The organism is Brachybacterium sp. FME24 (assembly GCF_014897705.1).
Lineage (GTDB): Bacteria > Actinomycetota > Actinomycetes > Actinomycetales > Dermabacteraceae > Brachybacterium.
In genome coordinates this window covers 187,655-212,606 of record NZ_JABUXV010000007.1, presented here as the reverse complement: position 1 = coordinate 212,606, position 24,952 = coordinate 187,655, and the positions used below count along the sequence as shown (strand labels likewise).

Annotated in this window: 27 protein-coding genes; 11 read left to right on the top strand and 16 right to left on the bottom strand. The window is 69.2% G+C overall.

Features of this window, described 5'->3' with window-relative positions; genetic code table 11:
* Nucleotides 1-17: 17 nt before the first annotated feature.
* Together INT51_RS10115 and INT51_RS10110 are read left to right on the top strand one after the other, a co-directional pair.
* On the top strand, nucleotides 18-1,172 hold the full coding sequence (locus INT51_RS10115) for a DNA glycosylase AlkZ-like family protein (protein WP_193105170.1): 1,155 nt from the start codon (nucleotides 18-20) through the stop codon (nucleotides 1,170-1,172).
* Nucleotides 1,173-1,224: 52 nt separating this feature from the next.
* On the top strand, nucleotides 1,225-2,145 hold the full coding sequence (locus tag INT51_RS10110; protein ID WP_193105169.1) for a rhomboid family intramembrane serine protease: 921 nt from the start codon (nucleotides 1,225-1,227) through the stop codon (nucleotides 2,143-2,145).
* A gap of 165 nt (nucleotides 2,146-2,310) precedes the next feature.
* Here INT51_RS10110 and INT51_RS10105 read toward each other — a convergent pair whose 3' ends face one another.
* Nucleotides 2,311-2,577 carry a hypothetical protein gene (locus INT51_RS10105; RefSeq protein ID WP_193105168.1) on the bottom strand — a complete coding sequence of 89 codons (267 nt, stop codon included), beginning with the start codon at nucleotides 2,575-2,577 and terminating at the stop codon, nucleotides 2,311-2,313.
* Between the two features lie 239 nt (nucleotides 2,578-2,816).
* Between INT51_RS10105 and INT51_RS22685 the strand changes: the two genes are divergently transcribed.
* Together INT51_RS22685 and INT51_RS10095 are read left to right on the top strand one after the other, a co-directional pair.
* Nucleotides 2,817-3,950, top strand: a complete 1,134-nt coding sequence (locus INT51_RS22685) for a sensor histidine kinase (RefSeq protein ID WP_193105167.1) — start codon at nucleotides 2,817-2,819, stop codon at nucleotides 3,948-3,950.
* Nucleotides 3,947-4,549, top strand: coding sequence for a DNA-binding response regulator (locus INT51_RS10095; RefSeq protein WP_193105166.1), 603 nt, complete (start codon nucleotides 3,947-3,949; stop codon nucleotides 4,547-4,549). Before INT51_RS22685 ends, INT51_RS10095 begins: the two co-directional genes overlap by 4 nt.
* 689 nt (nucleotides 4,550-5,238) lie before the next feature.
* Here the strand turns inward: INT51_RS10095 and INT51_RS10090 are convergent.
* The gene (locus tag INT51_RS10090; RefSeq protein ID WP_193105165.1) at nucleotides 5,239-5,868 is read right to left on the bottom strand and encodes a pyroglutamyl-peptidase I; all 630 of its coding nucleotides are present in this window, start codon (nucleotides 5,866-5,868) and stop codon (nucleotides 5,239-5,241) included.
* Between the two features lie 106 nt (nucleotides 5,869-5,974).
* Between INT51_RS10090 and INT51_RS10085 the strand changes: the two genes are divergently transcribed.
* Nucleotides 5,975-6,631 (top strand): GNAT family N-acetyltransferase, encoded by a 657-nt coding sequence (locus INT51_RS10085; RefSeq protein WP_193105164.1) that lies wholly within the window; start codon nucleotides 5,975-5,977, stop codon nucleotides 6,629-6,631.
* Nucleotides 6,632-6,733: 102 nt separating this feature from the next.
* Here the strand turns inward: INT51_RS10085 and INT51_RS10080 are convergent, their stop codons facing one another.
* The 5 genes from INT51_RS10080 to INT51_RS22680 form a co-directional block, all read right to left on the bottom strand.
* The gene (locus INT51_RS10080) at nucleotides 6,734-8,551 is read right to left on the bottom strand and encodes an ABC transporter ATP-binding protein (RefSeq protein WP_193105163.1); all 1,818 of its coding nucleotides are present in this window, start codon (nucleotides 8,549-8,551) and stop codon (nucleotides 6,734-6,736) included.
* The gene (locus tag INT51_RS10075; RefSeq protein ID WP_193105162.1) at nucleotides 8,548-10,530 is read right to left on the bottom strand and encodes an ABC transporter ATP-binding protein; all 1,983 of its coding nucleotides are present in this window, start codon (nucleotides 10,528-10,530) and stop codon (nucleotides 8,548-8,550) included. Before INT51_RS10075 ends, INT51_RS10080 begins: the two co-directional genes overlap by 4 nt.
* Nucleotides 10,531-10,832: 302 nt before the next feature.
* Nucleotides 10,833-11,186 carry a hypothetical protein gene (locus tag INT51_RS10070; protein ID WP_193105161.1) on the bottom strand — a complete coding sequence of 118 codons (354 nt, stop codon included), beginning with the start codon at nucleotides 11,184-11,186 and terminating at the stop codon, nucleotides 10,833-10,835.
* 231 nt (nucleotides 11,187-11,417) lie between these two features.
* Complete coding sequence (locus INT51_RS10065) at nucleotides 11,418-11,819, bottom strand: hypothetical protein (RefSeq protein ID WP_193105160.1); 402 nt, start codon at nucleotides 11,817-11,819, stop codon at nucleotides 11,418-11,420.
* A 112-nt stretch (nucleotides 11,820-11,931) separates the two neighbouring features.
* The gene (locus INT51_RS22680) at nucleotides 11,932-12,501 is read right to left on the bottom strand and encodes a GNAT family N-acetyltransferase (RefSeq protein ID WP_304502142.1); all 570 of its coding nucleotides are present in this window, start codon (nucleotides 12,499-12,501) and stop codon (nucleotides 11,932-11,934) included.
* A gap of 161 nt (nucleotides 12,502-12,662) precedes the next feature.
* On the opposite strand from INT51_RS22680, the gene INT51_RS10055 reads away from it, so the two are divergent.
* The 3 genes from INT51_RS10055 to INT51_RS10045 all read left to right on the top strand — a co-directional run bounded on the left by INT51_RS10055 (nucleotide 12,663) and on the right by INT51_RS10045 (nucleotide 14,918).
* A complete protein-coding gene (locus INT51_RS10055) occupies nucleotides 12,663-13,247 on the top strand; it encodes a YdcF family protein (protein WP_193105159.1) in 585 nt (194 codons plus the stop codon).
* A 184-nt stretch (nucleotides 13,248-13,431) separates the two neighbouring features.
* On the top strand, nucleotides 13,432-14,310 hold the full coding sequence (locus INT51_RS10050) for a hydrolase (protein ID WP_304502141.1): 879 nt from the start codon (nucleotides 13,432-13,434) through the stop codon (nucleotides 14,308-14,310).
* A gap of 92 nt (nucleotides 14,311-14,402) precedes the next feature.
* Nucleotides 14,403-14,918, top strand: coding sequence for an ATP-binding protein (locus tag INT51_RS10045; RefSeq protein ID WP_193105158.1), 516 nt, complete (start codon nucleotides 14,403-14,405; stop codon nucleotides 14,916-14,918).
* Between the two features lie 128 nt (nucleotides 14,919-15,046).
* Here INT51_RS10045 and INT51_RS10040 read toward each other — a convergent pair whose 3' ends face one another.
* Nucleotides 15,047-16,456, bottom strand: coding sequence for an alpha-amylase family glycosyl hydrolase (locus INT51_RS10040; protein WP_193105157.1), 1,410 nt, complete (start codon nucleotides 16,454-16,456; stop codon nucleotides 15,047-15,049).
* A 95-nt stretch (nucleotides 16,457-16,551) separates the two neighbouring features.
* Here INT51_RS10040 and INT51_RS10035 point away from each other — a divergent pair, with 95 nt between their 5' ends.
* Nucleotides 16,552-17,325, top strand: a complete 774-nt coding sequence (locus tag INT51_RS10035; protein WP_193105156.1) for an alpha/beta hydrolase family protein — start codon at nucleotides 16,552-16,554, stop codon at nucleotides 17,323-17,325.
* Between the two features lie 28 nt (nucleotides 17,326-17,353).
* Here INT51_RS10035 and INT51_RS10030 read toward each other — a convergent pair whose 3' ends face one another.
* The 3 genes from INT51_RS10030 to INT51_RS10020 are packed head-to-tail and all read right to left on the bottom strand — an operon-like array spanning nucleotide 17,354 to nucleotide 19,532.
* Nucleotides 17,354-17,731, bottom strand: a complete 378-nt coding sequence (locus tag INT51_RS10030; protein WP_193105155.1) for a hypothetical protein — start codon at nucleotides 17,729-17,731, stop codon at nucleotides 17,354-17,356.
* Complete coding sequence (locus INT51_RS10025; RefSeq protein ID WP_193105154.1) at nucleotides 17,728-18,945, bottom strand: serine hydrolase; 1,218 nt, start codon at nucleotides 18,943-18,945, stop codon at nucleotides 17,728-17,730. Before INT51_RS10025 ends, INT51_RS10030 begins: the two co-directional genes overlap by 4 nt.
* 2 nt (nucleotides 18,946-18,947) lie before the next feature.
* Nucleotides 18,948-19,532, bottom strand: coding sequence for a helix-turn-helix domain-containing protein (locus INT51_RS10020; RefSeq protein WP_193105153.1), 585 nt, complete (start codon nucleotides 19,530-19,532; stop codon nucleotides 18,948-18,950).
* Nucleotides 19,533-19,723: 191 nt separating this feature from the next.
* Here INT51_RS10020 and INT51_RS10015 point away from each other — a divergent pair, with 191 nt between their 5' ends.
* Nucleotides 19,724-20,008: a YciI family protein gene (locus tag INT51_RS10015; RefSeq protein WP_193105152.1), complete on the top strand. Its 285-nt coding sequence runs from the start codon at nucleotides 19,724-19,726 to the stop codon at nucleotides 20,006-20,008.
* A gap of 51 nt (nucleotides 20,009-20,059) precedes the next feature.
* Here INT51_RS10015 and INT51_RS10010 read toward each other — a convergent pair whose 3' ends face one another.
* From INT51_RS10010 to INT51_RS10000, 3 genes are all read right to left on the bottom strand, one after another.
* Nucleotides 20,060-20,563, bottom strand: a complete 504-nt coding sequence (locus INT51_RS10010; protein WP_226832195.1) for a hypothetical protein — start codon at nucleotides 20,561-20,563, stop codon at nucleotides 20,060-20,062.
* A 130-nt stretch (nucleotides 20,564-20,693) separates the two neighbouring features.
* Complete coding sequence (locus INT51_RS10005) at nucleotides 20,694-21,611, bottom strand: LysR family transcriptional regulator (RefSeq protein ID WP_193105151.1); 918 nt, start codon at nucleotides 21,609-21,611, stop codon at nucleotides 20,694-20,696.
* A 101-nt stretch (nucleotides 21,612-21,712) separates the two neighbouring features.
* Nucleotides 21,713-22,123, bottom strand: coding sequence for a Rid family hydrolase (locus INT51_RS10000; RefSeq protein ID WP_193105150.1), 411 nt, complete (start codon nucleotides 22,121-22,123; stop codon nucleotides 21,713-21,715).
* Nucleotides 22,124-22,201: 78 nt separating this feature from the next.
* Between INT51_RS10000 and INT51_RS09995 the strand changes: the two genes are divergently transcribed.
* Entirely contained in the window at nucleotides 22,202-22,687 is a 486-nt protein-coding gene (locus INT51_RS09995) for a helix-turn-helix domain-containing protein (RefSeq protein ID WP_193105149.1), read from the top strand.
* Here INT51_RS09995 and INT51_RS09990 read toward each other — a convergent pair.
* Together INT51_RS09990 and INT51_RS09985 are read right to left on the bottom strand one after the other, a co-directional pair.
* Nucleotides 22,639-23,970 carry an LLM class flavin-dependent oxidoreductase gene (locus INT51_RS09990; RefSeq protein ID WP_193105148.1) on the bottom strand — a complete coding sequence of 444 codons (1,332 nt, stop codon included), beginning with the start codon at nucleotides 23,968-23,970 and terminating at the stop codon, nucleotides 22,639-22,641. The genes INT51_RS09995 and INT51_RS09990 overlap by 49 nt on opposite strands.
* Nucleotides 23,967-24,947, bottom strand: coding sequence for an LLM class flavin-dependent oxidoreductase (locus INT51_RS09985; protein ID WP_193105216.1), 981 nt, complete (start codon nucleotides 24,945-24,947; stop codon nucleotides 23,967-23,969). The genes INT51_RS09990 and INT51_RS09985 overlap by 4 nt, the downstream gene beginning before the upstream one ends.
* Nucleotides 24,948-24,952 lie beyond the last annotated feature (5 nt).

Genomic DNA, 24,952 nt, shown 5'->3' with positions numbered 1-24,952 from the left:
GCGGTTACGCTCGGCGCATGACGCAGCGACACCTGGCCGGTGCCCGGATCCTCGCCCAGGGCCTGGCCGGCCCGCAGCGCTTCTCGAGCCCGACGCAGGCCGCGCACGCTTTCGGGGCGCATCAGGGCCAGGACCTGCCCGGGGTGATGGCCTCGCTCGCGCTGCGCACCGGCGGTGACCTGGATCCGGTGCTCGCCGCCTTCGACCGCGGGGAGATCGTGCGCGGTTACCCGATGCGCGGCACCGTCTTCGCGGTCGCTGCCGACACCCTCGCGTGGCTCACCGAGCTCTGCGCCGCCGGGCCGCTGCGGGCAGCGATCGGCCGACGCGGTCAGCTGGACCTCGAAGACCATCACGTCGGCCGCGCCCAGGAGGTCCTCGAGGAGGTCGCTGCGGAGCATTCGGTACCCGGCGCCGGCCGCGGGGTGCTGCGCAAGGAGCTGCTGGCCGCCTGGGAGGCAGCCGGGATTCCCACCGGACAGGGACGCGGCTATCACCTGCTGGGCGAGCTGATCTCCTTCGGGCACGCCGCCTACGGCCCATGGCGCGAACAGGAGACCACCGTCGTGCTCGCGAAATCCTGGCTGCCCGCCGGCACCGACCTCGAAGGAGCCTTCGGCGGAGAGGAGACCGCGGCCGCCGCCGAGCTCGCGCGACGCTACTTCACGTCCCACGGCCCGGCGGGGGAGCGGGACCTCGCCTGGTGGTCCAAGCTGCCGCTGCGCACGATCCGTGCCGCGATCCCGCTGGTCGCCGACCAGCTCGAGACCGGGTACGCCGACCGGGACGGGCGCCTGCATGCCACGGCGGCCGACGCGCGCGGTGGAGACGGTGAGCAGCTGTGGTGGCGCCCCGGGCTGGCCGAAGAGTACGCGGCAGCGCAGAAGGAGACCATGCGGGAGCTGCTGCTGCCCGGCTTCGACGAACTCGTGCTGGGCTATCGAGACCGGCTCTATCTCATGGACGCCGAGCGGCACGTCGCTCTGGTCCCCGGGAACAACGGGGTCTTCAAACGCTGCGCGATCCGTCGCGGCGAGGTTCTGGGCACCTGGACCCGCAAGGGCGCGGCCGGGAAACGAACGCTTGACCTCACCGCCCTGCGCCCGATCAGCGATCCCCAGCGTCGTCGCTTCGCCGCGCTCTTCACCGCGTTCCCGTACACCGTGGCCTGACGCGCGGCCCGCGACCCGGCGTCGGCCCAGGCGCACATGGTGGAATGACCCCATGGAACGCCCCAGCTACGGCTACAGCTCCGAGGACAATCCGGACCCTGACTCGCAGAGCCCACCGGTCTGCCCTCGACACCCCGATCGGGTGAGCTATGTGCGCTGCAAGCGGTGCGAGCGTCCGGCCTGTCCGGACTGCCAACGTCCCACCCCGGTGGGCGTGCTGTGCGTGGACTGCGAACGAGAGCTCAGCAAGCAGCAGGCCAACAGCCGACCGCGCAATGCGATGGGTGGCCGGATCGGCAAGGGCAAGCCGTACGTCACCTACACCGTGATCGCGCTGTGCATCCTCGGGTATGTCGGTCAGACGGTGATGCCGGAGGTCGTCTACCAGCTCGGGGTGTTCTCGCCGTTCCGTGCGCTGGTCATGCCGTGGACGTTCCTCACGGCCGGCTTCCTGCACGGCGGGGTCATGCACCTCCTGTTGAACATGTACGCGCTGTTCATCGTGGGGCAGTACCTCGAGCCGACGATGGGCCGCGCCCGGTTCGCAGCGGTGTACTTCTCCTCGGTCCTCGGCGGCCACACCGCCGTATACCTCATCGCGGATCCGCTCGGCCAGGCATGGGTGACCGGCACGCTCGGTGCCAGCGGTGGCGTGTTCGGGCTGTTCGCGGCGATGTTCATCGTCAACCGTCGCCTGGGCGGGCAGACCGCGCAGATCCTCGTGCTGATCGGCTTGAACCTCGTCATCACCTTCACCGTCCCGAACATCTCCTGGCAGGGTCACCTGGGCGGGCTCGTGATCGGTGCCGTGGCCACTGCGGGGATGTTCGCGCTGCGACCCAAGGCCACCCCGGGCGCTGATCGGCAGGCCCTCGCGACACGGTCAGCCCTGCTGCACGCGGGCATCGTGGCGGGCATCGTGCTGCTGTGCGTGGTGCTGGTCGTCGTGAAGTCGATGACGGTGCCGTACTGACGGCATCCTGAGGTCACGTTCCTGGGAGCGGGCCGGTGCGGCGCAGACGCCGTGCCGGCCTGTTCTTCGTGTCCGGGGCATCGCGCTTGGACATCGTGCTAAGTCTTATCGTAGGCGCAGCGCAGCTTCTCGACCTCGATGACTGGTTCGGGACGGGCATCGTGCTCACCACCCGGCCTTCGTCTCTTGCACGCGTGCGGCGAGTGCGCTGCGGCCCATGAGCAGCGCGGCGGCCACGATCCACAGCACTCCCGCGGCGATGACCCAGCCCACGTTGTCCAGCACCGCTGCGGGTAGGAAAGAGGACCCGTAGAAGTGCTCGGGGATGTCGTCTGCAACACCGCCGCCGTCCAGTTCCAGCCGTCGTGTGCGCACCGCTTCCACGGTCACGGTCACCACCACGAGCGGGGCGACGAGCATAGTGATGAGCATGGCTTTCGTTCTTGCTCGCATATCTCCTCCTGGTTAGGTGCAAGTCGCTGTGTCTACACCATCTCCTGCCCTCGCCTGTTGCGGCAGATCCGAGAATCACGACCTAATCTGACGAAGGCAGGACCGAAATCTGACAGTTGTCATGCCCACCTCTGACTCACCCCACTGCCACTACCGACTGTGGGTGCGAGAACCTGGATGCAGGCGCTTGATCCATACTCAGCAGAAAGGAGAAGTCTGTGACCGAGGACCCTGCGCGTGTACTGCTGTGGTCCACGCGCGCCCTCCCCACCGAGCTCCGCGGGCTACTTATCGGGGTCATCGCCGTGTTCGCGGTCACCTCAACCGCTCTGACCTTGGCGGCGGGGCGTGGGTGGGAGTCTGTTCTCTTCGCGATCGTGGCAAGCCTGGTCAGCGTCGGCGTGACCGTGTGGCTAGCCTGGTCCTACGACACTCCGCGCTCACGTGGGATGCTCACCGCGGTGCTGCTGGCAGCCTCTGTCCTGCTCGTGACGTCCTTTGCCATCTCCGCTCAGCCGACCACCGTGCTCGCGAGCGGCTTGCCGTTCGCGTTCGCCATCACCTGGCACCGCCCCGCTTGGTTCCCTCTGATCGCCAGCCTCACCGCGGTCGGCGCGGCGGCGGCCGTGTCCGCGTTGCAGTCGCAGGGCTCGCTCCCGGTGCAGGACCTGATCGTCATGATTGCTTTGCTCGGCGCGCCGACCGTCGCCTTCGCCAGCGCGCAGATCGGTTGGCAGTGGCAGCGGCGGCTCGACCAACACAATGCCGACCAGCGCGACCTCGCCCTGACGCGTGAACGGCTGCGGTTCGCCACCGATCTGCACGACATCCAGGGTCATACCCTGCTGGCCATCAAGCTCAAGGCAGAGCTCTCCCGCCGCAGCATCGACCACGACTCTGACCTCGCACGCCAGGAGCTCCACGCGATCGAAGACCTCGCCGCCGAGGCCGACCGGCGCACCCGCGACCTCGCCCACGGCTACCGCACCCTGAACCTCGCCGCCGAACTCGCCAATCTGGACCAACTTCTCACCGCCGCCGGGATCGACGTGACGTTCCACCGCGCAGGGACGCCACCTCCCGAGCGCGACGAGACCTTCGCTGCTCTGGCGAGGGAAGCGGCCAGTAACATCTTGCGCCACGCCAACGCCACCACCGCGCGCATTCTCCTGAACGAAACCACCATGGTCATCGACAACGACGGGGCGGCACCCGGCGAGGCGGTGGCAACGGGCAGCGGCAACGGGCTATCCGGCTTGCAACGACGGTTCACCGAACGCGACGGCACCTTCACCTGGCAGCATGAAGGTGACCTGTTCACCGTCACCGGCGAGATCGGGTTGCGACCATGATCCGCATCTTCCTTGCCGATGACGAAGAAATGCTCCGCACCGCCTTGGTTTCTCTACTCAACCTGGAGGAAACAATCACCGTTTCCGGCCACGGCGCACACGGCCAGGCGGCACTTGACCACACACCTGCCGCGGACATTGACGTGTACGTACTCGACCTGGAGATGCCCGGACTCGACGGCCTCGACGCTGCCCGGGCGTTACTCGCGCGCGACCCGCAGACCGCCATCGTCATGATCACCCGGCACGCGCTCCCCGGCGTCCTGCGCTCCGCCCTAGCTGCCGGAGTGCGCGGATTCGTTCCCAAGAACACCCCCGCGGAACAACTCTCCCGCATCATCGAACGCGTCCACTCTGGCAAACGGTACGTCGACCCCGACCTCGCCGTCACCGCACTCGGTTTCGACTGCCCCCTCACCGACCGAGAACTCGACGTCCTGCGGCTGACCCGCCAGGGCAAGAGCGTGGCAGACATCGCCGCCACGCTCCATCTGGCCGCGGGCACCGTACGCAACTACCTTTCCGAGGCCATGACCAAACTCGACGCCCCCAACCGTCTCACCGCAGCCCTAACCGCCCACCAGCACGGTTGGATCTGAGAAGCGGAGCGTTGACCGCGTCGGTCTCGATCTGGACCGGGGCCACCTTCGGCGGGTACCCGTTGGGGAATCACTTGATCAACACTCATTAGCATCCGAATCCCGCCATCGCGCCGCCAGGACGCCGGCCCGTGGTGGATGCGCACGAATGACAACGGTGTGACTATCCCCAGTTGTGGACAAGGGTGGGGATGAATCGCGGTACGGCTGGGGATTTCAGGATGTTGCTGTGGAAAACCGGGGATCCGTTGTGGACGGACGGTGAGTTCCGCGGAACTGCTGCGTGATGCGACTCTCTGGTGCTAGGGGCCACGCCTCCGCCACCGGTCAGCGTTTCCGACTGTTCGTCGCGGACCGAGCAGCGACGAGAATCCTGCATCTGAACGCGATAAAAGGCGTTTGACCTGCATTGATGGATGATCGGTGCGGGGTGGGGCAAGGAGAGGGTCCCGTCGTGATCGAAGACGACGGCCCGAGAGGGGACGACACGCCGCGTGCACCGCTCGTACCTGCGGAACTACATGCTTGTCATTCATCCACGACTGTGGAAAACCTTGTGGATAACTTCGGGATTCAGGCGTGAGCGCGATGCTCTCACGGCGCGGCCGTCCACCACGAGGCGCGCTGTGCACATCTCAGTGCGCCTCAGGCGCGTGGGGAGCGGGGACGAAGCCGGACCATCCACCGGATCAGTGCTCGGCGCCGCCCGAGCGCGCGAGATCCACCACGGTCCCTTGCGCGGCGTCGACCATGGCCACCAGGGCTTCTGCGGCGGTGGCGGCGTCGACCACGTCGGCCGACGGCACGTGGACGAAGCCCCCGCGGATGCCGGCCAGCGCCTCGTCACTCGCCAGCAGGTGCTGCAGCCGGTAGAAGACGTCGTTGCACACGTACGTTCCCGCCGTCTGCGAGACCGACCCTGGTATCCGCTCCGCGTCCAGAGCGGAGACCATCGCCTTGATCGGCAGGCCCGTGAAGTACCCGACCGGGCCGCCTTCGACCACGGGCTCGTCCACCGGAGAGGCGCCCGCGTTGTCGGGGATCCGGGCGTCGCGCACGTTCAGCGCGACCCGCTCCGGGGTGATGGCGCTGCGGCCCGCGGCGAGGCCCAGGGCGATCACGAGCTGGGGTCGATGCTCCCGCACCGCCTGCTCGAGCAGATCGCCGGCGCGGCCGAACTCGACGGGCAGCTCCACCTCCGCGACGCGCGCGCCACGCTGCCGCAGCCGCGGCGCGGCCCGCGAGACCGCCGCCCAGGATTCGTTGCCCGCAGCGCCCGCGAAGGGCTCGAAGCCTGTCAGCAGCACGTCGATCGTCATGGCCCCAGAGTACGGAGAACGGTCGTGCGCCGTCGTGCTCGCTGCGCGCGACATGACCCCGGGGAATTCCCGTGCTCGGCTCGCTCTCCCGCACTACCCTGGGCTGATGTCGTCGACCTTCGGCCTCGCCTCCGCTCATCCACCCTTCGGTCTCCGCCTCCGAGCGGGTGACCTCACGCTGCGCCCGCTCTGCGACGCGGACTTTCCCGAGTACGTCGAGCTGATCCGTCGGCCGATCTTCGCGGACCCCGAGTCTCCGCAGGTCTTCGGCTGGTATCGGGCCGAGCCCGAGATCCGTGCGCGGGAGGCCCTGCGGTTCCAGTGGCGACTGCGCTCGGAGCTGTCGGCCGAGCAGTGGACCCTGCCGCTCGGTATCTGGGCCGGTGGTCGCCTGATCGGCTGCCAGGATGTCGCTGCGCACCGCTTCGCCGAGCGCCGCACCGTCACCTCCGGCTCGTGGCTCACGCTCGACGCGCACGGGAAGGGCTACGGGACGCTCATGCGCCAGGCGATGCTGACCTTCGCCTTCGATCATCTCGGGGCCCAGCGTGCGGAATCCTCAGCGGTCATCGGCAACGACGCGTCCTTCGCTGTCTCGCGGGCCTGCGGCTACGCGGAGAACGGCACCCAGGTGTCGACCGAACCGGGTCCGGCAGTGCTCCAGCAGCGCTTCCTGGTCACTCCGGCACGGTTCCGTCGGCCGGTCGCCCCGGTGGAGGTCGAGGGCGACACCGCCGAGCTGCGCGCGCTGCTCGGCGCCTGAGCAGCGCCCACCGCGGGGAGCCCGACGCAGCACATCGGCCGACGCTCGAGGGGAGCGCCGGCCGATGTCAGCAGCAGGTCGGATCGCGCCCGACCATCGACCTCACATCGAGTCCTGCCATGCCTGGTAGAGCGCGGCGAAGCGACCGCCCTGGGCGACGAGCTCCTGCGGGGAGCCGTCCTCGACGACCTCGCCGCCGTGCACCACCAGCACCCGGTCGGCGATCATCACCGTGGTCAGGCGGTGGGCGATGATCAGCGAAGTACGGTGCCCCAGCAGCTTCGTGAGCCCCTCCTGCACCATCCGCTCCGAGGGGATGTCCAGGGAGCTGGTGGCCTCGTCGAGGATCAGCACCCGGGGATCGGCGAGGAAGGCGCGGGCGAAGGAGATCAGCTGACGCTGACCTGCACTGACGCGACCTCCGCGTTTGTTCACGTCGGTGTCGTAGCCGTAGGGGAGCTGCTCGATGAAGGAGTCCGCACCGATCGCGCGGGCGGCCGTCTCGATCTCCTCGCGGCTCGCCCCGGGCTTGCCCAGCGCGATGTTGTCCGCAACGGTCCCGGAGAACAGGTACGCCTCCTGGGTGACCATGACGATGTTGCTCGTCAGGTCCTCCATCGAGATGTCCCGCAGGTCCACTCCATCCAGCTGCACGCTTCCCTCGGTCGCGTCGTAGAAGCGCGAGATGAGCTTGGCGACCGTGGACTTGCCGGCGCCCGTCTGCCCCACCAGCGCGATCGTCTGGCCGGCGGGGATGTGCAGATCCATGGGCTTCAGCACCAGCGGGCCGTCCTCCGTGTACCGGAAGGAGACGTCCTCGAAGTCGACCTTGCCGCTCGAGCTGGGAAGAGGGACCGGCGAGGTGGATTCCTTGACGTGCGGCTGCACGGCCAGCAGATTCGCGATCTTCTCGAGCGCCGAGACCGCGGACTGGAACGCGTTGTAGAAGTTCGCGATCTCATCGACGGGCTGGAAGAAGCGCCGCGAGTACAGCACCAGCGCGACCAGGGTCCCGACCTGAAGATCGTCCGACAGCACCCGGAAGCCACCGACGATGAGCACGGCCGCGATCGTCACGTTGGCGAGGATGCGCAGCGCCGGCTGGTAGATGCCGAACACTCGGATGGAGCGCATCGAGGCGTCACGGTAATCCTGGGCAAGGGTGTCGAACTCCGCCTGGTTGCGGTCCTCCTTGCGGAAGGCCTTGACCGCGCGGATGCCGGCCATGGCCTCGACGAAGTGGACGATCAGCCGGGCGGAGTGGGTGCGGATCGCGCGGTACTCGATGCGCGACCGCTTCTGGAACCACATCGTCAGCAGGACGCAGGGGATCAGCATCAACAGCATCACCACGCCGGTGACCCAGTCCATCCTCACGATCAGCACGATCGTGAACACCATCGCCAGCGAGGCGCCGACCATCACGTTCACGCCCGAGTCGAGCAGCTCGCGCAGCGCCTCCATATCGGAGGTCTGTCGCGAGACGATGCGGCCGGAGGTGTACGACTCGTGGAACTCGAGGTCCTGGCGCTGGGTGAAGCGGAAAACGCGGCGCCGCAGCGCCAGCAGCATCTTCTGGCCGACGACCACGGATTGGCGCACGTACCCGAAGGTCAGGATGCCGCCGACGATCGCTGCGCCGATGGTGAGCACGGCGGCCTGGATGGCCGGGGTCGAATTGCCGTCGATCAGCTCGGGCAGGCCGACGTTGATGCCCCAGGCGATGATCGCGGGGCCCGCGACCACCGCGAGCTGCGCGACGATGACCATGAGCGCCATCAGCGCGAACTGGCCCTTCACCGGGGAGATGAGCTCACCCAGGAGCGCGAAGGAGCGATTCCGGGAGGCCGTCTCCTGGGCGGAGGTAGGGGTCTGCTGCTCGTCGTCGTTCTGGTTCTGATCAACGGTCGTCGTGCTCATCGGCCCTCCTTCCCACTGGTCGGCTCCGTCGGATGGCCGCCGACGGACGGGATCCCGGCGGTCACCGTCGGTTCGTGGCGCCGCGGATCATCTGCCTGCGGATCGCCTGCACCGTCTTCCGGGTCCGGCGGCGTGGCAGGGGCATCGCCGTCGGCCGCGGCGGCGTTCTGGATCGCGCGCAGGTCGAGCTCCCCGGTGAGGGTCTCGATGTCCTGGTCGCGCCGAACCTCCTCCTCCTGGTTCGCGATCACCCAGCGGTAGCGGGCCGAGGTCTCCATCATCTCCGTGTGGGTGCCGACGGCGACCAGGCGGCCGCGGTCCAGCAGGGCGACGCGGTCGGCCAGGGCCACGGTCGAGGTGCGGTGGGCGACGATCAGCGTCGTGGTCCCGGAGAGCACTTCGCGCAGGCGGGAGGTGACGGTCTCCTCCGTCTTGGTGTCCAGGGCCGACAGCGGGTCGTCCAGCAGCAGCACCGCGGGGCGAGCGGCGATCGCCCGGGCCAGTGCGAGCCGCTGGCGCTGGCCACCGGACAGGCTCATGCCCTCCTCGCCGATGGGGGTGTCCACGCCCTCGGGCATGTCGAAGGCGAAGCTGGCGTCGGCCGTGCGCAGCGCGAGTTCGAGCAGCTCCTCCCGCTCGTCCTCGGACAGCGACTGGTCGGCGCCGATCAGCACGTTGACCCGCACCGAGTCGGAGAACAAGGTGGCGTCCTCGAAGGCGAAAGCGGTCAGGGTGCGCAGGTCGCGCAGGCCCATGTCGCGGATCTCGACCCCGTCGATCGTGATCGACCCGGAGGTGACGTCGTACAGGCGCGGAACCAGCTGCAGCAGAGTGGACTTGCCGCTGCCGGTCACGCCCACCAGTGCCATGGTCTCGCCGGGACGGATCTCGAGGTTCACCCCGTCCAGCACGTCGGGCACGTGGTCCGGAGCGTCCTCGAAGCGGAAGTGGACGCCCTCCAGGCGCACGGCGCCGGTGGCGCGGGTGGTGTCCACCTCGACCGGATTCTCCGGTGACGTGATCCGGTTGGGCTCGTCCATCACCTCGTAATGACGATCGAGCGCGGTGGTGGCGTTGACGGCCTGGCCCAGCAGCATGCCGAGCTGGCGCACCGGGCCCACCACGAGGGTGGCGGTCGCGAAGTAGGAGGCGAGCTGGCCGGTGCTGATCGCCCCGTCCGCGGTCTGGTAGAGCCCGACGAGCAGGGCCACGCCGAGGGCGAGCTCGGGAAGCGTGAACATGAACATGTCGAAGCGCGCGATGGCGGTCGCCTTGCGCACCTCGGTCATGCGCAGCTCTTCGGCCTGCTCGGTGAAGCCGTCCAGGGCAGTGGGCCCGCGGCCGAAGGCCTTGAGCACGCGAATGCCCTGCACCGACTGCTCGATGGTGGTGGCCAGGTCGCCGTTCTGGTCCTGGGAGCGGCGCGAGAGGATCGAGAACTTACGGTTGAAGCGGTAGGCGATCACCGAGACCGGCACCGCGGCCAGGAAGAAGATGATGGCCAGGATCGCGGAGGAGCGCCACAGCAGGATCATGCCGACGACGATGGTGACGGCGCTGGTCACCGCCATGATCATGCCGAAGGCGATCCAGCGGCGGATCTGGTTGATGTCGGTGAGCATGCGCGAGAGCAGCTGACCGGACCCCCACGCGTCGTGGAAGGAGACCGGCATGTTCTGGACCTTGCGGTAGAAGTCCACGCGGATGAGCTTCTCGACCGTGGTCGACGGGGAGACGGCGAAGGTGCGCCGCAACCAGATCAGGGCGGCTTCGACCAGGCCGAGTCCGAGCACGACGGCGCCACCTGTCCAGATGGTCGCGGCCACGGCGTCGGTCTCGAGACGGTTGACGATGATCTCGAGGACCTGGGGGATCATCAGCGCCACGATCGAGGCGGTGAGGGCGCTGAGCAGACCCAGGTAGAGGCGGATACGAATAGGGCGGACCGTCTGCCAGAGGCGGCTCATGGTGCCGAGCATGGGGAAAGGAGTCCTCAGGGATTGCGCTGTCCCGGCGGTCGGGACGAAGTCTTAGCCTAGTCAACTATTCACGCGATGGACAGCGAAAAACCGTTCCAACACGACTCGGTTGCATCGATTCACCGCCGCCACGCCCGCCGTCGCGCTGGCCGCCTCCGCGTCCCCACACCCGCCGCCGCCCCGGCGATCTCGGTGCGGTTCTCGGCCCGGATCGGTCGATGTTCGGCGGCGAATCGGACCGGCACGAGGTGTGCGGAGCTGGACCGGGGCGTGCGGGGCCGGGCGAGCTGGGGCCGGGGGAGTCAGGCCTCCGGGTTGGCGGGGGTCCACTCGCCATAGGCGGCGTCGGACAGCAGTGCGGCGGCGCCGGCGGCCGCCACGGTCACGGTGAGCACCGCAGGCCAGGAGCCCATCTTCTTCGCCAGGGGATGCGAGAGTCCGAAGCCGACCACGTAGGTCGCACCGAGCGCGGCAGTGGTGGCGGGGCCTCGGCGGGCCAGCCAGGTGCGGCCCGCGTAGAGCCCGGCGGCCGCGAGCACCACTCCGCCGAGCGGACGGATGCCGGTCTCGCGAGCGGTCAGCCAGCCCCCGATCAGTCCGAGGGCCACGACGGGTGCGGTGTTGACGGATTCGGCGGGCTTGATCGTGATGCTCATGGCCGCGAGCCTACGCCGGGCTGTGGAGCAGTCCCTGATCACCGGGCGTCGTGAGAACGGAGCACCGGAGGGGGATGTGTCGTTGCGGCTCGTGGCTCGCAGGGCGTGCCCCGTGGCATCGCAGGCTGTCGCACCATCGCGCGCCGAAGCACGAATCATGGCGATCTCGGGGAGTGCGCGGGGAGCGCCTGTTCGCGGGAGCGCGACTGCGCAAGTGCGGGCGCCTGCGGATCAGATCATCATCGCCGCGATGACCATCGACGCGATCAGCGCAGTGACCGCCACGAAGGGGCTGACGACAGCCAGGATGATGCCCCAGACAGCTCGACTGTTCGCCCCTCGCCGCACGATGGAGACGATGCCGGTCACCAGAGCAGCGACCCCCAGGGCGGCCCACAGGACCATGGTCGCGCCGAGCGCATAGACCGAGATCTGATAGGTGCCAGGCGTGTCGGTGAAGAGCCGGCCGTGCGCGGCTTCCATCGGCACGATGGTGATCCCGATGATCAAAGCGGCAATGGTGGCGCCGAGCAATGCCACCACACCGAGAGCTGGCGACCAGCCGTCAGAACGGGATCGCTGCGCTCGAGGAGCGGCGGTCGGCGGGGGTCCGGGCACGGTGTGATGCGACACGAGGCGAGCGTATCGAGGCGGGTCCCGCAGGAGGAACGGGGCCGGCCGCCAGGTCAGACGGGGGAAACCCCCAAGGACCGGCTCAACGACGAGCAATCCATGGACGGTCGATTCAGATATCGGCCGCGCCGCGAAGCATCGAGTGGACGACTGGGCCGTTCGGGATCTCTGTCGTCGCGGTGACGGTGAAACCATGACGCGAGTACAGAGCGACGTTGCGAGCATCCGAGGTCTCCAGCGACGTAGCAGCTCGGGAATCGTCGAGTCTGCGCAGCCCTTCGGCGATGATCGCGGAGGCCACTCCTTGACCCCAATTATCGGGGTGGACCCCGATGGTGGCGAGGTCCCATGACTCCGCAGGGCGCTCGGGAAGCTCAGTCGCTGCAAGGGCTGGGAGTCGATCGCCCAACAACTCCGCGATCCGCCCCTGCGCGACCACGCTCGGTTCCGGCGCATCGGGTGGGAGGAAAGCCGCCACACCCCTCTGCTCATCGTCTACGAGCACGAACCCGTACCCGAGCGCATGGAGGAGGTAGAGCCCTTGTAGCTCCTCCAGGCGCTCCGCGTAGTGTGCAGTAGGGATTGACCAGCGAGTCCACGGATAGTCATCGAAGGCGGCAGAGAGCGTACGCGCAGCTCTCGGAACGTCATCAGCAGTCGCGTCGCGAACATGGATCGTCACACGTCAACGCTATCGTCCGGGGCCGCGCAGCCGCGCGCCCTAAACGGTCAGTTCGAGTGCATCGGTAGCGGTCGTTGAAGGTTGACAGCTCGGTGCTCCTGTTCTGTCGAGTGTGATGATGTGGTGGCCCTGGGCAATCGACGCGCTCTAGTGTTTAGTGCATGCGTAGAGGACTGGCCCTTGCGGGCGCCGTGGCGGCGGGAGTTCTGGCCTGGGGCGAGTGGCAGAACCGACGATGGTCGCAGACCCTTGTCGACCACCCGACCGGAACCTCAGAGTCGATCGTGGTGCTGGGCTTCAAAAACCCTCAGGTGGATGCCAACTTCGTCAACCGAATCCGCGTTCAAGCAGCTCTCCGTTCTCTTGATCCGACTGCTGAGACGCGGCTGATCTTCAGCGGGGGTTTCACCACAGCGTCGAGGTCGGAGGCTCGAGTGATGGCCGACTACGCCGTGAACATCCTTGGGTACCAAGGCGCCTATCTGCTTGAGGAGGAGAGCCGCACGACCTGGGAGAACATCGCCAACGTGATTCCGATGGTCGAGGACGTCGACCGAATCAAGATCGCGTCGCTACCTGCCCACGCACTCAAGGCGCGGGTATACGTCCGGCGGCAGCGGCCGGACCTGGCCCCCAAACTAGGTATGGCTGCCGACTACAAGTTCGGCGAGTGGGCCGCGCTCAAACCGGCACTCGCCGCCTACGGGCTGCGCACGTTGCGGTCGGTGCGAGAAGACCTGCCCTGAGCGGGAGGGGGAGTAGCCCCGACAGCCGTGCAGCGCAAGCACGCCCCGGGAACGTGAGAGTACGACACCACTTGCTTGGCCCGCGCCATGAGCGGTCGGATCGTGCATCTGCGTGGGGCGCGCAGAGTTGACCTCAAGGGAGCTTGAGGTTAAAGGATCGGCTCATCGACCCGAGGAGATGGCCGTGGCTGATCCACTGATCATGAATGAACGTCTGTCCGAACTGCTCCAGGGAATCACCCAGTGCGCGACCTGCGGCGTGGAGTACGACGCGGCAACGTTGCCCGCCGTGTGCCCCGTGTGCGCCGACGAGCGGCAGTATCTTCCCCCTGATGGTGTGCAGCGCTGGCACGAACCTGCTGTCGCGATCGCCCGCATCGAGGTCGCCGAGCTCGAGGATCGCCTCTTCGCACTGCGCGTCGACGGCGGAGTCGGCATCGGCCAGGAGGCGAAGCTGCTGGTCACGGAGGTCGGCACCGTGATGGTCGATGTGCCGGCGGCGATCACCGTCGAGGCGGTCGCGGAGGTCGCGAAGCTCGGACCGCTGCGCGCGATCATCCCGAGCCATCCGCATATGTTCGGCCTGCAGTCGGCATGGTCCGCGGCTCTCGACGACGCGCCTGTCTGGATCGCTCGAGCCGACGCCGGCTGGCTCGGACGCACCCCCGCACACCTTCACCTCTGGCAGGGCGAGGAGAGGGTGCTGCCCGGCGTCGTCGCTGTCCAGCTCGGAGGGCACTTCCCGGGCAGTGCCGTCGTCCACTGGAACGGTGGCGACGGCCGGGGTGTCCTGCTGTCGGGCGACACGATCGCCCCGAACACCGACGGGCGCACCACCACCTTCATGTACTCCTACCCGAACCGCATCCCCTTGTCCGGCCCAGTCGCCCTGCGGGTCGCAGCCGGCGCCGCACGCTTCGCCTTCGACCGTCTCTACGGCAACTTCCCCGGTGCGATCCGCGGGGGCGCACGGGAGGCTGTACTGACCTCAGCTGCTCGTCACGCTGCCTGGACCAGCGGAGACCACGACGACCTCACCGGGCCGGCCGGACTATCCGGCTGACATCGACCAGACCTGCTGGGACCGCGCCAGCTCCGGGGAGTGGGAGACATGGACTTCGCGGGTCCTCCCACCCTGGTCAGTAGGGTTGCCGCATGACGCTGACTTTGATGTGCGGTCTCTCGTTCTCCGGCAAGAGCACGTTGGCGGCGCGGCTGGCCCACGAGTTGCCCGCTCACCTGATCAGTCTCGACCTCATCAATGACGAACGAGGTCTGGATGGCGGCCAGGGAATTCCCGTGGAGGAATGGGCGGCGACGAACCGGATCGCTCACGAGCGGGTGGGCACGCTCCTGAGGGAGGGGCATCACGTCGTCGTGGACGACACGGGATCGCCGCGTTTCCTTCGAGATGCATGGCGCGCCACCGCAGGTGCCGCGGGCGCACCCTTCGCGCTCGTCTGGGTGCAGATCGGCCCTGACCTGCAGCGTGAACGCGTTCGCGCCAACAGAGAGGCGCAGGTTCGTCACGACGTCACCGACGCCGTGCTTCGGGAACATGCCGCGAGCTTCGAACCTCCGACCGATGAGGACGCGCTCGTCATCGCTGCACGGAGCACGAACGACCCGGAGCGCGTCACGGCGATCGTGCGCGAGCTCGGCGCTCGATAGCTGCTGTACTAGTCGCTATCCCCAGCGGGGATCACGGGCGGCTCGTCGCCCGCGAGTCCGACTGCCATCGATGCGCGCGACTCGACCCGGAGACACTGCTCCACCGCACGATGGCGGTCCCCAGCAGCTCAGCGCACCACGGCGATGCCATGCGCGGGGACGACGCCCGAGGCGGGCGGGCCGACGCCGTCGAGCATGTCGGCGCCGCTGACCGCTTCGAGCACCTCGCCGGGAGCAGGTCGGTCGTCCTCGCCGAGATTGAGCACGAGAGTCAGGGCGGCCGTCGCCCCCGCGGGCTGGGCCGCGCCGTCCTGCGGGGTCAGCACGATCTCGGCGTAGGTGTTCTCGAGGGTCTCCTCGCGCACCTCGACGCGCGCGGAGGCCAGCCACGGCTCGCGCCGGCGCAGGGAGAGCAGTCGGCGATGCACCTCGAGGATCCGTGGGGCGGCGTCGACGCTGAGCACGCTCAGGTGGTGCGGGGCCTCGGCGGGGTCCTCGGGGAACGACGGGCGCACCGCGTCGTCGCCGCCGGCGCGCTCCTCCTTGATCCCGGTCGCCCCGAACTCATCACCCGAGTACACCGCTGGGATCCCCGGCAGCAGGGCCAGCAGCGCGTACGCGACCGAGAGGTCCCGACCGTCCGTGAGCTGAGAGGCGATGCGCGTGGTGTCGTGGTTGCCCACGAACGTCAGCGGGCGCGCCCCGCCGTCGGTCTCCAAGAATTCCTGGTGGCGGCCCAGGGCGTGCGCCAGCTCGAACAGGTTCTCGTCGTGCAGAGCGGACCAGATCGCCTTCCACAGCTCGTACTGGGTGATCGAGTCGGCGCCCGAGGCCGCGGCGAACTCCGGGTAGTCGCCGTGGATGACCTCGCCGAGGATCCAGGCCTCCGGGTGTTCGGCGCGGACCCGTTCGAGGATGGGCGCCCAGGCGGAGGCCCCCGCGGCGTACATCGCATCGAGTCGCCAGCCGTCGGCCCCGCGCTCGAGCCACCGACTCATGACGTCCACGAGCGCGTCCTGCACGACCGAGTCGGTGAGCTCCAGTTCGACCAGGTCGTCGTTGCCCTCGAAGCCGTAGGGGTGGTCTCCGGCCCAGCGGATGTGCGCACCCTCGGGACTGTTCGGTCCGGTGGAGATCGCGCGGCGAGCCACGGGGTGCTGGTCCGAGACATGGTTGAAGACGCCGTCGAGCACGATCCGGATTCCCCGCTCACGGCAGGCGGCGACCAGGGCATCGAAGTCGGAGTCGTCCCCGAGCCGCGGGTCGAGCCGGCGATGATCGAGGGTGTCGTACCCGTGGGAGACCGAGTCGAAGAGGGGGTTCAGGATCAGCACGTTCGCGCCGAGGCCGACGAGATGGTCGAGCCACCCGGTCAGGCGTCCCAGCCGGTGCACGACGTTCTCACCGTCGGCGCCGCCGTAGCCCTCGCCGCCCAGATCCTCGCGATGCGAGGGCGCACCGCAGAAGCCCAGGGGGTAGACCTGCCAGCAGATCGCATCCTGGGTCCAGGTGGGTGCAGACGGCGCCGTCGTGTTCATGAGGCCATCGTAGGCGCGACGTGGACAATGGGCCCCGAGCCGCACGGAGCTCGAGGCCTCCGATGCGCCGCCCCCGACCCCAGGAGTGATCACCGATGATCCGCATGCGCACCGACTTCTTCTCCGAATCCCTCGGAATGGGCACCTCGATGGTGGTGCTGATGCCGCAGTCCGCGGCGGGAATCGGCATGGAGGGGGCCGACGATGCGGGGTCCTCGAGCGCGGTGCCGGTGCTGTATCTCCTGCACGGTCTCAGCGATGACTGCACGATCTGGGAGCGCCGCACCTCGATCGAGCGCTACGCCACCGAGAAGGGCATCGCGGTGGTGATGCCGGAGGTGCGCCGCTCCTTCTACTGCGACGAAGAGGTGGGTGAGAAGTACTGGACCTTCGTCGCGGAGGAACTGCCGCAGCTGGTCGCGAGCACCTTCCGCGTCTCCACGGCGCGCGAGGACACCTTCGTGGCGGGCCTGTCGATGGGCGGTTTCGGGGCGTTCAAGCTGGGCTTGAATCATCCGGAGCGCTACGCGGCCGCGGCGAGCCTGTCCGGTGCGATCGACCCGGCCGCGCTCGAGCTCGGCGAGAATCGCGGGAACCTCGCCCAGCGGGTCTGGGGCGGTCGCGATCTGACCGGCACGGCCGACGATCTGCTCGGCCTGCTCGGTGCCGCAGAGCCGCACCGGCTGCCGGCATTGTTCCTGGACTGCGGCACCGAGGACGAGCTGATCACGCAGAACCATCGCTTCATCGCCGCGGCGCAGCAGCACGGCGTCGACCTGCGCTCCCGCCTGCGCCCGGGCGCACACACCTGGGAGTTCTGGGACCAGGGGATTCAGGACGTGCTGGACTGGCTCCCGCTGCGCAGCTGAGGACCCAGTCGCCCAGCCGCTCAGCCACTCAGCCACCTACCAAGGCGATGAGCGCCGCCACCGCCCACAGGATGCCGCTGCCGAGCAGGGATCGGACTCCGACGGGATGTGCGGCGGCCCGGGCGCGGGCGCTGAGATCCGGCCCGTGCGGTGCCGACGCGGTCAGGGCCCGCCACGTCGCGATGCCGGCGCCCGCCAGGTGCAGCACCAGGACCGCCCACCAGGCGAGCGCGAGCCAGCCGCTCATCGGCAGGACCAGGCCGCAGACCAGCAGCATGAATCCGGCGCTGAATGCCTCCAGCGTCAGGCGGCTCGGGTGCGTCCAGTGCCGCAGCAGGGCGAACCCCGAGGGGACGAGGGTGGCCAGGAGCAGCAGCGGGAAGATCGCGGTGAGGATCAGGGTCATAGCGGCACGCTCCCGTCGATGATTGCGGCCCCGAGGTCATCCAGGTCGCGAGCAGAGGCCGTCAGCAGCGCCACGCCGCGTCCGGTGTCGCGGTTGAACCCGCAGAACGCGGAGAAACCGCCGGTCATGCCGTTGTGCTGGACGAGGGTGTCCCCGTCGTCAGTCTGATTCAGGCCCCACACGACGCCGACGGAGCGGCCTTCGCCGCGGTCCACGAGCGGCTCCAAGCCGGCCGCCCCGGGGTTCGAGCCCTCCTGCAGGGAGCGCAGGTACCGGCCCATGTCGGCCGCGGTGGAGCGGATGGCGCCGGCCGGGCCGTAGCCGTGCATGGTCCACGCGCCGGCGCTCAATCCGCTGGAAGTGCGGCCGCGCGGGGCGTCCTCGCCGACGTCGGCGAGGTGGAACGGCGCGCGGGTGCTGGTCATCCCCAGCGGATCGAGCAGTCGCGCCCCGAGGAGCTCCTGCCAGGTCGCCTCGGCGCGTACGGCCAGGAGCTGCCCGAGGAGAGCGACTCCGAGATTCGAGTAGGCGTAGTCCCCGCGGTCCCGCAGGGTCGCGCCCAGGGCTGCGTCGATCACGTCCTCCGCCGACGTGCCCAGGTAGGAGTCCTTGCGGAGCACGATCATGGGGAAGCTCGCCAGGAGTCTTCGCACGGGGAGGCGCGGCAGGCCGGAGGACTGGGACGCGAGCTCGGCGAGGGTCACGTCGGCTGCGTCGGAGCCGTGGGCGCGCTCGCCGAGGATTTCGGTCACCGTGGTGTCCAGGGTGACCTCGCCCCGCTCGACCGCGTCCATCAGCAGGGCGCCGGTGAAGGTCTTGGTCACCGACCCGATCTCGAACTCGGTGTTCTCGTCGGCCCCGAAGGCGGCGAAGCGGTGCTGCTCGCCGTCGATCACCACGACGGAGACCCGGTGGTGACCTCCCAGATACGGGCGGAGTTCTGCGGCCAGCTCCTCGTCGCCGCCGACCGGGCCGAGTCGCGGCGGCCGCGGACCGGCCGTGACGGCGGTGACCGCGAGAACCGCGCCGGCGCCGGCTGCCCCGGCGAAGACGGCCCGACGAGAGGGCGCCGGGATGTGCGGGGACGTCGCGTCCTGCGCTGCGCCGGGCCCGGACTCCGACTCGCCGTCCGAGGCGGAGCGGTCGACGCTCGGCGGCGGCGCCCCGCCCGCAGAAGCGGAACCGATGGGGTCTCTGGGGTGCTGGGTGGTCATGGTCAGCTGTCCTCGAGAGCGGTGACGATGGTGAGCAGAGGGATCACGCGAGACGCAGGAATCGACCAGCTGCCGCGGCGCGGGGAGGTCACCCAGCCGCCGGTCTGCAGGGCGGAGAGGTGGTGGTAGGCGACGCCGGTCGAGCCGAGTTCGAGCTCGTCGACGATCTGGGCGACGGTGTGCTCGCCGTCCAGGAGCCGGCGCAGGATCGCCAGCCGCAGAGGGTGGCCGAGGGCCGCGACGGATTCCGCACGGTCGGCCCAGTCCGTGGCCAGCAAGTATTCGGTGGGGCGGGCCCACTGGTACTCGACATGGCCGAGGCCCACCTCGACCGAACCGGCGAACAGGACGGCGCCGGGGTCGCCCACCTGCTCCTTGAGCGAGGTCAACGCCCAGAACGGGTCAGATGGGGTCGAGGTGGTCGGGGGGCCAGCAGGAGCTGATGACGTCGCGCTGGTCGACGGCGCCTCGGTATCGGAGGGGGGCGACGAGGTCGCGTCGGCCGCCGCGGTCTCCAGGTCGCGCACACGTGCTTCGAGCGCTTCGAGCTGCGCGAGCAGGGCAGCGGTCGAGGGCTGCGATCCCATGGGTTCCTCCTCTGCGATCGCGCTCGTCGGTGACGCGATGCGGAATCAGAATATCCGGAAATCCGGAAAAGTAAAGAGTGTGGTTCGTGGAACGCGCTCCGTCGATCGTCCGTCATACGGCACGATGTGGGACAGACCTGCGGATCCGACGGCTGGCGCCGGCCCGCACCCTCGAGCATCCGGGAGAGACCGTGGCCATCTTCGCCGTCCAATACACCTATACCGACGACGCCGATCGGGTCGCGACCTTCCGTCCCGAGCATCGTGCGCACCTCGACGAGCTGCACCGTGAGGGCACCTTGCTGCTGTCCGGCCCGCTCGGAGGCGGACCCGGTGGGCTGCTGATCGTCACGGCCGATTCCGAGGAGGATGCGCTGGCCAAGCTCGACGGCGACCCGTTCCGGCGCGAAGCCGTCATCATCCATCGCGTCGCGCGGGAGTGGACTGTCGCGATCGGCGAGATTCCGGGCGCCTGACCAGCGGTCCCGGGATCCGGGCGCCCCGTTGTGATCGCGGAGCGCGGTTGCTCAGTCCTGCTGCGCCGCGCGCGCCTTCCCGGCGGCCTGCATGTCCAGCAGCTGCACCGCCGTGGCCGCAGGCGCGGTGTCCTCGCCGACGATCACCAGGGGCACGGCGTCCGCACCGCCGTGTCCGGCGAGGAACTGCTGGGCCGCAGGATCCTGATAGACGTTCACCCACACCACGTCCTCCCGAGGACTGCGGATCGCGGTCTGCAGTCGCGCGGACAGAGGGCTGCCCGGCGCCCACAGCACGATCACGACGTCGTCTCCGCGCCGGTCGAGGGCGGTGGCCAGGGGAGTGTGCAGCCCGGCGTGCAGTGGGCTGGTCCAGTACGCCATGAACAGTGAGAACAGCAGGACGGCCCCGGCCCCGATCAGTTGATCGGCGAGCACCAGGACGACGGTCACGAGCAGACCGCCCCCGAGCAGCAGGGCGGGGCGCAGCCAGGCCCTCAGCGGCGTGCGGCCACGAGCCGAGGTCGCAGGACTGGGGGTATCAGGGCCGGTCATGGATCCAGAATAGGGGTCCTCGCTGGGCGGGCGGTCGAGGATCGGGGCGGTGCCGGCTGTGCGGCGCCGCGGGCGCGGATCGGGCGGGGTGAACGAGGGTGTGGTCTGATGCTGCTGCTCGCCGACCTGCTCAGATCATCGCCGCGGTGGACAGCCGCTTGTTGGTCTCCGCCGACAGCGCGTCACGCAGCGCACCCACCGCCGGGATGGACAGGGCGCCGCGCCGGTTGATCAGGCCGATCATGCGATTGTCGAGGTCCGCCAGCTCGCGCACCACGACGCCGTCTCCCGGGGGCGCGGCCTCCAGGGCGGTCTCCGGCATCAGGGCGACGCCCCCTCCGTGGACGATCAGGCGCTGCACCACGATCGAGTCGTCGGTCGAGTGGCGCACCTTGGGCACGAAGCCGGCCCGGCGGGCACTGCTGAGGAGGTTCGCCCGACAGCGCTCGCAGCCGGCGATCCAGGGGTCCTCGGAGAGATCGCCGAGGCTCAGGTCCGGATCGTCGACCCGGGGATGATCACGCGGCAGCACCGCCATCACGCGGTCCTCCACCAGCGGGGTCCACTCCAGGGTGCCTTCGTCGTCGATGTCGCTGCAGGGGTAGCGGAACACCAGGGCGAGGTCGAGCTCGCCCTCGCGCACCGCCGGGATCGCATCCGGCGGCTCGAGCTCGGAGAAGGTGATCTCGAGATCCGGGGCCGTCAGCGCCAGGCTCGCCAGCACCGGCGGCAGGAGCACGGCGGCGGCCGACGGGAAGGTCCCGAACTTCACCGTCCCGCGGCGCAGCGCCGTGATGTCGGCCAGCTCTTCCTCAGCGGCGTGGAGCTGGGCCGCGATCGCCTCGGCGTGCGACGCCAGCCGGCCCCCGGCCTCCGTCGGCGTGATCCCGGAGGAGGAACGCAGCAGCAGCTGGGTGCCGACCTCCTTCTCCAGGGCCGCGAGGTGCTGGGAGACAGCGGGCTGGGTCCATCCCAGCTCGCGCGCGCCGGCACCGATCGAGCCGTTGCGCACCACAGTGCGGAAGATGAGCAGGCGACGAGGATCCATACCGACCATGGTAGGCGCGGGTGGCAAGCCCTGCTTATGGGTTGGGGCACACCGCTCGGTCCGGTCCCGCGATCCTGTCACACCCAGGGCGCGAGGAGTCCTCAGTCGAGGATCGCGTAGGCCTCGACCTCCACCATCACGTCGGGTTCGAACAGGTAGTCCACACCGATCACGGACAACGGGGGAAGCGGCTGCGGGATCCCCAGCTCCTCGGTGACGCGGTGGAGTCCGTCCATGAACGGTTCCATCATCTCGGGCTGCCACTTGGCGACGAAGAAGCGCAGTCGGACGACGTCGAGGAAGGTGGCACCAGCTCCGGCCAGCCCGCGCGAGGTGTTGCGCAGTGCATGGGCCAGCTGGCCTGCGAGGTCACCCGGAGCCACGACGGTCGCGATGTCGTCTCGATTGATCTGGCCGGCGACGTGGACGTGGCGGGTACCGGTCGCGATGGAGACATGGTGGTAGGGGACGGGCTGGAACATGCCGTCGGGCGTGGTCAGGTGGACAGGCATGGGGTACCTCCAGGTCGGTGAACGCGGTACGCGATGTCTACCTGGTGCTGGAAAGGCACGTCAACGAAACTAGGTGTCATGGTCGAATCCATTGCCCCCGGATCACAGCGTCCCGCGCGCTCCCCGGGAATCCGATCCACCACGGTCGATGCGGAGCGGAGCCCGGTCCAGATCTCCCCGGAGCAGCGCGAACTGCTCGACCAGGTCCTGGACAAGTGGTCCCTGCACGTACTGGATCGCCTCTGCGAGCATCCGCACCGATTCAACGAGCTGCGACGGTCGATTCCCGATCTGGCGCAGAAGTCCCTCACGACCACCCTGCGCCGCCTGGAGCGGAACGGGATGGTCGCGAGGGACGTGCAGAGCACGAGGCCGATCGCGGTGGAGTACCGGATCACGGACCTCGGATCGACCCTGCAATCACTGATCGACGCGCTGCTGCTGTGGTCTGCGGAGAACTTGCCAGCGGTGCTGCGGGCCCGCGAGGAGTATGAGGACGGCCTCGACGAAGCGGATCAGCGCGGCCCCAGCCCCAGGTTCTCCCGCAGCGTCGACCCGGCGTAGTCGGCCGGGTACACGCCGCGCTCCTGGAGCCGCGGGATCAGATGGTCGACGATGTCGTCCAGGCCCGAGGGGATCAGCCATGGCGTGATGTTGAGGCCATCGATCGCTCCGAGCCGCGCGAACTCGGTCAGACGATCGGCGACGGCGTCGTAGCTGCCGGTGAAGGTGCCGCGACGGGATCCGGCCTTCACACGGGCGAACTCGAGGATCGACTGCCCCTTCTGCGCGGCCTCCTCCCGCCACTGCCGCGTGAGGTCCTGCGCCTGGGCGAACTGGAATCCGGCTCCGCGGGTCACCCCGGACTCGACCACCTCCGGCTCGACGTCGGGCAAGGGGCCCTCGGGGTCGAAGGCAGACAGGTCCCGGCCCCAGTACTGCTCGAGCAGCGCGATCGCCTGTTCGGGCCCGACCTGCAGGTCGCGCACCCAGCGCACCTTCTCGTCGGCCTCCTCCTCGGTGGCGGCGAGCACGACCTCCGCGCCCGGCAGGATCTTCACGCTGTTCGCGTCGCGGCCGGCGGCCACGGTGCGCTCGGCGATGCTGCGGCGGAACTCGACCGCCGCCTCGAGGGTGCCGTGCGGGGAGAAGATGACGTCGGCCGTGCGGGCGGCGAAGTCCTGACCGGCGGGGGAAGCGCCGGCTTGGAACAGCACCGGCTGGCCCTGTGCGGAGCGCGGCAGGTCGCCCTGGGCGCGCACCGAGTAGTGGGCGCCGTCGTGTGAGATGGACTCTCCGCGCCAGTACTGCTGGGCGATCTCCACGAACGCCTCGGCGTGGGTGTACCGGTCGGCGTGGTCGAGGTAGCCGCCGCGGCGGAAGTTCTCCCCGGTCCAGGCGTTGTCGGTGGTCACGATGTTCCACCCGGCGCGGCCCTCGGAGAGCAGGTCGAGGGTCTGCAGCCGGCGGGCCAGGTCCACGGGATCGTTGTAGGTGGTGTTCTGCGTGGCGACCAGGCCGATCTTCTCCGTGATCGCCGCCAGAGCCGCCAGCAGGGTCTGGGCGTCGGGGCGGCCCGCCACGTCGAGCTCGAAGGGCACGCCGCGGTGCTCGCGCAGTCGCAGACCTTCACCCAGGAAGAACGCGGCGAACTTCCCGCGCTCGGCGGTGCGGATCAGCGCCTCGAAGGACTCCCAGGCCACCTGGTCGCCGCTGTCGGGCAGGCGCCAGATCGTCGAGGAGTTCACCCCCTGGAAGAACGCTCCGAAGGACAGCTGCCCGGTGGGGGTGTGCGCGGGGTGAATGGGATGGGCGTTCGTGCCGGTCACAGGCGTGGCGGTGCTCATGCGAGGTCCTTGCTCGTGAGGCGGGCGCGGTCGGAGCGGCGCGCGGGATCGTTGCTGTGGGCCGCAGCGGGCAGCCCCATCTGCTCGCGCAGGCTCTGCCCGGCGTCCGGGGCCGCAGCGATCAGGCCCCGATCGCGCAGGGCGGCGGCCAGCTGCGTGACGGTGCCGAGCGGATCAGCCTCGAGGTCCAGGCCCACCAGGCGCACCAGGCGCACGACGGGCCCCTGCTCGCCGGCCAGGGCCGTCGCCAGGGCGTCGGAGGCAGCCTCGAGGTGGGTACCGGTGGAGACGTCGAGGTCCAGCACGCGGCCATCGGCCAGCTCGGCGGCCACGCGCTCGCCGGCGGCGGCGCGATCCGTATCGGCGAGCAGCACCGGAATCAGTCCCTGCGGTGAACGGGGAGTGATCGCGGGACCGCGCACCGAGAAGGTCTCGCCCTCGAAATCGGCGTACTGCAGGCGCGAGGCGTCGACATACACACCGCTTACGGTGTCACGCACCACGGCGTCCTCGGCCCAGGAGTCCCACACCAGACGGGACGCCTCGAGCACGTCCGCAGCCTCGCGGGAGGTCGCGGCGAGGTCGAGCGTGGTGCGGCCGACGGTCGCCGGCACCGCCGGATCGGTCTCGGCGGTCAGCAGCCAGCCGGCCCGGCCGTGCGAGATGTGGTCCAGGCTCATCAGCTGCGTGGCCAGGTGGAACGGCTCCACGTACACCGCATCGGTGCGCGGCAGCAGCGCAATGGCACGGGTGAGCGGGGCCAGGTGGGCAGCCACCTGGATCGGGTGCAATCCGCCGTCGCTGAGCGTGAGGGCGCCGACGCCGGCCTTGTCGAGGCCGCGCGCAAGGTCCGCGAGGCCACCGAGCAGAGCGGGATCGGTGACCAGATCGACCGCGAGCACAGGCAGGCCGCACGGCGGATTCTGCGGGGCTCCCGGGGCGTCAGCGCGCGCCGCGATGGAGGGATGGTCGGTCATGGTGC

Bases quoted from the DNA above. Each gene is read 5' to 3' on its own strand.
- INT51_RS10005 (WP_193105151.1), bottom strand. From the start codon at position 21,611: ATGGATCCTCGTCGCCTGCTCATCTTCCGCACTGTGGTGCGCAACGGC.
- INT51_RS10085 (WP_193105164.1), top strand. From the start codon at position 5,975: ATGTCGTCGACCTTCGGCCTCGCCTCCGCTCATCCACCCTTCGGTCTC.
- INT51_RS10010 (WP_226832195.1), bottom strand. From the start codon at position 20,563: ATGACCGGCCCTGATACCCCCAGTCCTGCGACCTCGGCTCGTGGCCGC.
- INT51_RS10115 (WP_193105170.1), top strand. From the start codon at position 18: ATGACGCAGCGACACCTGGCCGGTGCCCGGATCCTCGCCCAGGGCCTG.
- INT51_RS10075 (WP_193105162.1), bottom strand. From the start codon at position 10,530: ATGCTCGGCACCATGAGCCGCCTCTGGCAGACGGTCCGCCCTATTCGT.
- INT51_RS10105 (WP_193105168.1), bottom strand. From the start codon at position 2,577: ATGCTCATCACTATGCTCGTCGCCCCGCTCGTGGTGGTGACCGTGACC.
- INT51_RS10040 (WP_193105157.1), bottom strand. From the start codon at position 16,456: ATGAACACGACGGCGCCGTCTGCACCCACCTGGACCCAGGATGCGATC.
- INT51_RS10020 (WP_193105153.1), bottom strand. From the start codon at position 19,532: ATGGGATCGCAGCCCTCGACCGCTGCCCTGCTCGCGCAGCTCGAAGCG.
- INT51_RS09995 (WP_193105149.1), top strand. From the start codon at position 22,202: ATGGTCGAATCCATTGCCCCCGGATCACAGCGTCCCGCGCGCTCCCCG.
- INT51_RS10110 (WP_193105169.1), top strand. From the start codon at position 1,225: ATGGAACGCCCCAGCTACGGCTACAGCTCCGAGGACAATCCGGACCCT.
- INT51_RS10095 (WP_193105166.1), top strand. From the start codon at position 3,947: ATGATCCGCATCTTCCTTGCCGATGACGAAGAAATGCTCCGCACCGCC.
- INT51_RS10025 (WP_193105154.1), bottom strand. From the start codon at position 18,945: ATGACCACCCAGCACCCCAGAGACCCCATCGGTTCCGCTTCTGCGGGC.
- INT51_RS10035 (WP_193105156.1), top strand. From the start codon at position 16,552: ATGATCCGCATGCGCACCGACTTCTTCTCCGAATCCCTCGGAATGGGC.
- INT51_RS09990 (WP_193105148.1), bottom strand. From the start codon at position 23,970: ATGAGCACCGCCACGCCTGTGACCGGCACGAACGCCCATCCCATTCAC.
- INT51_RS10000 (WP_193105150.1), bottom strand. From the start codon at position 22,123: ATGCCTGTCCACCTGACCACGCCCGACGGCATGTTCCAGCCCGTCCCC.
- INT51_RS10045 (WP_193105158.1), top strand. From the start codon at position 14,403: ATGACGCTGACTTTGATGTGCGGTCTCTCGTTCTCCGGCAAGAGCACG.
- INT51_RS09985 (WP_193105216.1), bottom strand. From the start codon at position 24,947: ATGACCGACCATCCCTCCATCGCGGCGCGCGCTGACGCCCCGGGAGCC.
- INT51_RS10080 (WP_193105163.1), bottom strand. From the start codon at position 8,551: ATGAGCACGACGACCGTTGATCAGAACCAGAACGACGACGAGCAGCAG.
- INT51_RS10055 (WP_193105159.1), top strand. From the start codon at position 12,663: ATGCGTAGAGGACTGGCCCTTGCGGGCGCCGTGGCGGCGGGAGTTCTG.
- INT51_RS10070 (WP_193105161.1), bottom strand. From the start codon at position 11,186: ATGAGCATCACGATCAAGCCCGCCGAATCCGTCAACACCGCACCCGTC.
- INT51_RS10090 (WP_193105165.1), bottom strand. From the start codon at position 5,868: ATGACGATCGACGTGCTGCTGACAGGCTTCGAGCCCTTCGCGGGCGCT.
- INT51_RS10030 (WP_193105155.1), bottom strand. From the start codon at position 17,731: ATGACCCTGATCCTCACCGCGATCTTCCCGCTGCTGCTCCTGGCCACC.